The 3,274-nt window shown below is 51.1% G+C and carries 3 protein-coding genes; all 3 read right to left on the bottom strand.

What is annotated here, in order from left to right:
- Positions 1–808: ATP-dependent protease ATP-binding subunit ClpX (clpX, locus tag KQJ18_RS22810; protein ID WP_216422824.1), on the bottom strand; the 808-nt coding region annotated here is incomplete at its 3' end.
- 126 nt (positions 809–934) lie between these two features.
- Complete coding sequence (clpP, locus tag KQJ18_RS22805) at positions 935–1,558, bottom strand: ATP-dependent Clp endopeptidase proteolytic subunit ClpP (protein ID WP_032939995.1); 624 nt, start codon at positions 1,556–1,558, stop codon at positions 935–937.
- A gap of 247 nt (positions 1,559–1,805) precedes the next feature.
- On the bottom strand, positions 1,806–3,104 hold the full coding sequence (tig, locus tag KQJ18_RS22800) for a trigger factor (protein ID WP_216422823.1): 1,299 nt from the start codon (positions 3,102–3,104) through the stop codon (positions 1,806–1,808).
- Between the last annotated feature and the right edge of the window lie 170 nt (positions 3,105–3,274).

The following is a 3,274-nucleotide window of genomic DNA, read 5'->3' as shown; positions in this document are numbered from 1 at the left end:
AACCAATGCCGGAGCCGGTTTCAACACGGTTAGCGATCACTTTGTCCAGACCAGCGAACGCGCCACCGCAGATAAACAGGATCTTGGAGGTATCAACCTGCAGGAACTCTTGCTGCGGATGTTTACGCCCCCCCTGCGGCGGAACGGCGGCAACCGTACCTTCGATCAGTTTCAACAGCGCTTGCTGTACGCCTTCGCCAGAAACGTCACGGGTAATGGACGGGTTGTCAGACTTACGAGAAATCTTGTCGATTTCATCGATATAGACGATCCCGCGCTGCGCTTTCTGTACGTCGTAGTCGCACTTCTGCAGCAGTTTCTGAATAATATTTTCAACATCTTCACCCACATAACCGGCTTCGGTCAGCGTGGTGGCGTCAGCCATAGTAAACGGAACGTCCAGCAGGCGCGCCAGCGTTTCAGCCAGCAGCGTTTTACCGGACCCCGTCGGGCCAATCAGCAGGATGTTACTTTTGCCCAACTCGACGCCATTGCTGGTGTCGCCGTTGCGCAGACGTTTGTAATGGTTGTATACCGCGACCGCCAACACTTTCTTCGCCTGTTCCTGACCGATAACGTAATCGTCCAGGTGATTGCGAATTTCATGTGGCGTCGGCAGCGCACTGCGTTCACGGTGCGGTGCTACTTCCTTAATCTCTTCGCGAATGATGTCGTTACACAAATCGACACATTCGTCGCAGATATACACGGATGGACCGGCAATCAGCTTCCGCACTTCATGCTGGCTTTTGCCGCAAAAAGAGCAGTACAACAATTTGCCCGAGCCATCTTTGCGTTTATCTGTCATGGGTCAAAACCTCTTCTTTGTTCTTTGTGCCGCACACGACGACGCAAATGCCATTCTCAGGCGCAAGACGCTAGTCAGCGTTGTGCCGCTCCAGGTAATTATAGCGGCACACCTGCGCACTGGGCATTAATTACGATGGGTCAAAATCGAGTCGACCAGACCGTATTCTACCGCTTCAGAAGCGGAGAGGAAGCGATCGCGCTCGGTATCACGTTCAATCTGCTCAAGAGATTGACCCGTATGATGCGCCATAAGTTCGTTCATGCGCCCTTTTACCTTCAGGATTTCGCGGGCATGAATTTCAATATCCGTTGCCTGGCCCTGGTAACCGCCCAGAGGCTGGTGGATCATGACGCGAGAGTTAGGCAGGCAAAAACGTTTACCTTTCGCCCCGGCAGTCAGCAGGAACGCGCCCATTGAGGCCGCCTGGCCCATACAAATGGTGCTGACGTCCGGCTTAATAAACTGCATGGTGTCATAGATAGACATCCCGGCAGTAATTACCCCACCAGGGGAGTTGATGTACAGGTAGATATCTTTTTCCGGGTTTTCTGCTTCCAGGAACAGCATCTGCGCCACAATCAGGTTAGCCATATGGTCTTCGACCTGGCCAGTCATAAAAATGACGCGTTCCTTAAGTAGACGAGAATAGATATCAAAAGAGCGCTCACCACGTGAGGTCTGTTCAATGACCATCGGCACCAGCGCCATATGGGGTGCAAAGTTATCTCGTTCGCCGCTGTATGACATTTCCGTCTCCTGGATAAAATTTGAAAAAACCTGCTGTGCTGATTGTAACCTTATGGACGGATTATCAGCTAGTCCCTCAGTAATGGGTACGACATCGCCATAATTCAAGCATAACAATCTTTTGTTGTAACGCTAACACTGAAACGCTGTTTTCGCACTCTTCCCATGCAAAATGCGTGACAAAAAAAAACCCGCCACCAAAAGGTGACGGGCTTGCGTACGAAATTCGTGCTACAAAAGCGACGAATTACGCCTGCTGGTTCATCAGCTCGTTGAAGGAAGTGGCTTTTTCAGTCACTTTCGCTTTCGCCAGAACGGCTTCAACAGCTTGTTCTTCCAGAGCGACGTTACGCATGTTGTCCATCAGCTCTTTGTTTTTGCTGTAGAACTCAACAACTTCTTTCGGATCTTCGTAAGCAGAAGCCATCTCTTCGATCAGGCCTTTAACGCGATCTTCGTCAGCTTTCAGCTCGTTGGTGCGAATAACTTCGCCCAGCAGCAGGCCTACAACTACGCGACGCTTAGCCTGTTCTTCGAACAGTTCACGCGGCAGTTCCAGAGCTTGTTTCTCGTTACCGCCAAAACGCTGCGCAGCCTGACGACGCAGAACGTCGATTTCGCTGTCGATCAGAGCAGCCGGTACGTCGATGTCGTTAGCTTTTACCAGACCTTCGATCGCCTGAGACTTAACGCGGTTACGCACAGCGCCTTTCAGCTCGCGTTCCATGTTTTTACGTACTTCAGCACGCAGACCGGCTACGGAACCGTCTTCAACGCCGAAACGTTTGATGAATTCTTCAGTCAGTTCCGGCAGTTCGCGTTCTTCAACTTTCTTCAGGTTGATAACGAACTTAGCGGCTTTACCTTTCAGGTTTTCAGCGTGGTACTCTTCCGGGAAGGTCACGTCGATAGTGAACTCTTCGCCAGCTTTGTGGCCTTTAACGCCTTCTTCAAAGCCTGGGATCATACGACCCTGGCCCATCGCCAGTACGAAGTCAGACGCTTTGCCGCCTTCGAACTCTTCGCCGTCGACAGAACCGGTGAAGTCGATGGTTACACGGTCTTCTGCATCAGCAGCGCCGTCTTTATCTTTCCAGGTAGCCTGCTGCTTACGCAGAGTGTCCAGCATTACATCAACGTCAGCGTCGGTGACTTCAACAACCGGTTTTTCAACTTCGATTGCTTCCAGGCCAGTCAGCTCAACTTCCGGGTACACTTCGAACTCTACCGCGTAAGTAAAATCTTCACCCAGCTTGTATTCACCCGGAACGTAGTTCGGTGCGCCAGCCGGATTGATTTTTTCTTTGATGATCGCGTCAACGAAGTTGCGGCTCATCAGGTCGCCCAGCACGTCCTGACGCACGGAAGCGCCATAACGCTGAACAACAACATTCATCGGTACTTTTCCTTTGCGGAAACCGTCAATACGCACTTTCTTCGCTACGTTGACCAGCTCGCTTTTCACAGCGGTCTCGATGCTGTCAGCAGCGATAGTAATCGTTACACGGCGGCCAAGGCCTTGAGTGGTTTCAACTGAAACTTGCATCTTGTTACCTCAAAAAATCACAGTGCTCGGTCAACTCTTCTCCGCAAGCACAGGTTGTTGGCTTCGCGGAACTGGGATGTTCTCATAAGCAATCACATTCCCTGTCGTCAGAATCATCCCGAAGACATTCCGAAAAATAAGACGCGCATTATAGCGGCATCACTTTTATG

It is taken from the genome of Citrobacter sp. S55_ASV_140 (genome assembly GCF_018919505.1).
Taxonomy (GTDB): domain Bacteria; phylum Pseudomonadota; class Gammaproteobacteria; order Enterobacterales; family Enterobacteriaceae; genus Citrobacter; species Citrobacter werkmanii.
This window is presented reverse-complemented; position numbering and strand designations above follow the sequence as displayed.